The 2,454-nt window shown below is 57.1% G+C and carries 3 protein-coding genes; 2 read left to right on the top strand and 1 reads right to left on the bottom strand.

The window, feature by feature from the left end; genetic code table 11:
• Positions 1-734 (top strand): gamma-glutamyl-gamma-aminobutyrate hydrolase family protein (locus VFE46_01980; GenBank protein ID HZZ26749.1); only part of this gene is annotated, 734 nt, incomplete at its 5' end.
• A 281-nt stretch (positions 735-1,015) separates the two neighbouring features.
• On the opposite strand, the gene VFE46_01975 is transcribed toward VFE46_01980, so the two are convergent.
• The gene (locus VFE46_01975) at positions 1,016-1,825 is read right to left on the bottom strand and encodes a class I SAM-dependent methyltransferase (GenBank protein HZZ26748.1); all 810 of its coding nucleotides are present in this window, start codon (positions 1,823-1,825) and stop codon (positions 1,016-1,018) included.
• A 212-nt stretch (positions 1,826-2,037) separates the two neighbouring features.
• Here VFE46_01975 and VFE46_01970 point away from each other — a divergent pair.
• Positions 2,038-2,454, top strand: a 417-nt coding sequence (locus VFE46_01970) for an RNase H family protein (protein HZZ26747.1), incomplete at its 3' end; no start/stop codon positions are given.

Raw genomic sequence — 2,454 nt, 5'->3', positions numbered from 1 at the left:
TCGGGATGAACGCGGAATATCGGACCGGGAAGAAGGATGCGCCTAGTTTTTCGTACGTGGCAAGCGGCTATTACGATAGTGTTTCGGCTGTGGGAGGCGTGCCGGTGGTCATTCCGCCGCTGACCGAAGCGGAAGATTTGAACCGCATTTTAGATTTGCTCGACGGCGTGGTGCTGGTCGGCGGAGCCGATTTGGATCCACGCAACGATGGCTACATGCTGCACCCCAGCACGCGGCTAATGGATTCGCGCCGCGAAGAATCCGATCGCTTGCTGATGAAATTAATTGCCAAGCGGAAAATTCCCGTGTTCGGCATCGGCTCCGGCATGCAATTGATCAATGTTTCGCAGGGCGGGAATTTGTATTTGCACATTCCGGAAGATTTGCCCAAGGCGATTCCCCATTCCGATTCGCTCGACACCGCCCATCGCCACGGGCTGGAAGTGGTGCCCGGCACGCTCATGGAACGCGTGTTTGGCGACGGCGAAATTCGTGTGAACAGCATGCACCACATGGCGGTCGACGAGTTGGCGACGCCTTTCAAAGTGAGCGCTCGCTCGCCGGACGGCGTGATCGAAGCGTTTGAAAGTAAAACCGACCAGTGGTGGGTGCTGGCCACACAGTTCCATCCGGAAGCGATTAGCGCTTCTGCGTTGGACGTGCGTATTTTTGAAGAGTGGGTTGTCGGCATCACAGGCGAAGTGCCGGCGCTGAAACTGGTCGAAGCGGCTTAAGCACCGCGGCGGCGCGGAAAGCCAGACGCAAAGTCAGTTAGCAATGGATCTCGTTGGGTCGCGCTGCGGCGCGCTCAATAAAAGCCCGGGGGTTGGATCCCCCGGGCTTTGTATTGCGCAGGTTCAATGGGTAATTTTTGGTAGGGGGCCAATTTGATGGAAACAGTTTGGGTGGCCGGGGTCGAGTGCCGCCGAGCCCCCGGAATTTCTGCGACTGGGGGCTCACTTCGTTCGACCCCAGCCACCCTGAAAAATCAAACTGGCCCACTACCTAATTTTTTTCAGGCTTGCTCTTCAGCGCGGCGAATTTCAAATAGATTGACCCTTTGGCAAACGTCAGGATCGCCGCCGGGAACGTTCAGCGGTCCGAAAACTTGCCGTTTGCAGATGTTCAGCCCAGCGCGCCGGCATTCATCGGGGAGCGCCTCGGCCTTGCCGCGCTGCGGATCGGTAATTAGCCCCAAACCCCCAGGCAGAAGCGACTGACGCATCGCGGCGGCAATCAACCAGCAGTAATCGCGCTCATAAAGCACGTCGGCGGCAACGACCAGGTCGAACCCAGCCAAATCGGCCGGATAATTTCGCCAATCGACTATCTTTGTTTCGGGCTGCGGCAGATTGTTTCGGGCGGCATTCAAACGGACGAAATCCAGGGCTTCGGGATAGTAATCAACTGCGGTAACGCAGTAGCCGGCCGCCAATCCAGCCATTACCGCCAGTCCGCAACCGCAGCCGAGCTCGAGCAATCGAGGTTGTTTTTTCGTCTCTTGTGGCCCCTCTTTGTACTTCTCTCTCTGGGAAAGGGCCGGGTTTCCGCAGGCGACTCGCCGTGGCGAGGTGAGGGTGCCGGCAATCTGTTGGGCCAAAACATAGGCGGATGGCCAAATTTCCGCCCAGTAGGGCAATCGCTCGTCCCGGTTGAAGGCTTCTTCGTCGATCAAATCGTCGGCGGAGCGCGGATGGAGCATGCTTAGCTCTTTTTGGCCGATGATTAACCGCTGTTCGACAAGGTTAAATCTTTGCCGTAATTGGCTTTCCAGCAAGCCCACTTCCGCGGTGTTGACGGCGATTTCAGGCACTTTAATCCTCACGGCGAAGTTCCAAAATTTCGCACGCCACCGATTGTAACGGCTGCCGTCCGTGCTAGAAGCCAATTGTGAAAATTTCGCGGTCTGGAAAACTGAACCGGCTGGGTAAACCCTGGCGATAACTAAAACTATCCGGATGGCTGGCTTACCAAACGACCCGCCGTAGCCGGCCAGGCTACATCCGCTCCCACCCTCATTTCCGCACCGTGGTTGCCATGTCCATTCGTGCTCCCCATTTTTTGCTGAAGGCTGAATGCCGGAAACAAAACCGCTCGGGAAATTGGCACTTCGTCCTGGCCACCGTCGACGGTCGTCAGCAAGTGGATGTGGAAGATGCCGAGCCAATGCTGCCGGAAGAACGGCTGGAATTGTTGGCCGTGGTGCGGGGATTGGAAGCCATCGATTCGCCGGCCAAAGTTACGCTGCAAACCAGCAGCAGCTATGTTCGCCGCGGCATCTGTTACGGGCTGGACGATTGGCGCGAGAACAACTGGCATTGGGAATGGCACGGCAAAATGGTGCCGGTAAAAAACGGCGATTTATGGCGTCGGCTGGACCGGGCGCTTCAAGTACATGATGTCGAATGCCAATTGCTGCGCATCGATGGACCGCACCGCATCAGTGCGCATCGG

The sequence above is a fragment of the Pirellulales bacterium genome, assembly GCA_035656635.1.
GTDB lineage: Bacteria > Planctomycetota > Planctomycetia > Pirellulales > JADZDJ01 > DATJYL01.
Note: the sequence above shows the minus strand (reverse complement) of the source record. Positions and strands in the feature narration are given on the sequence as shown.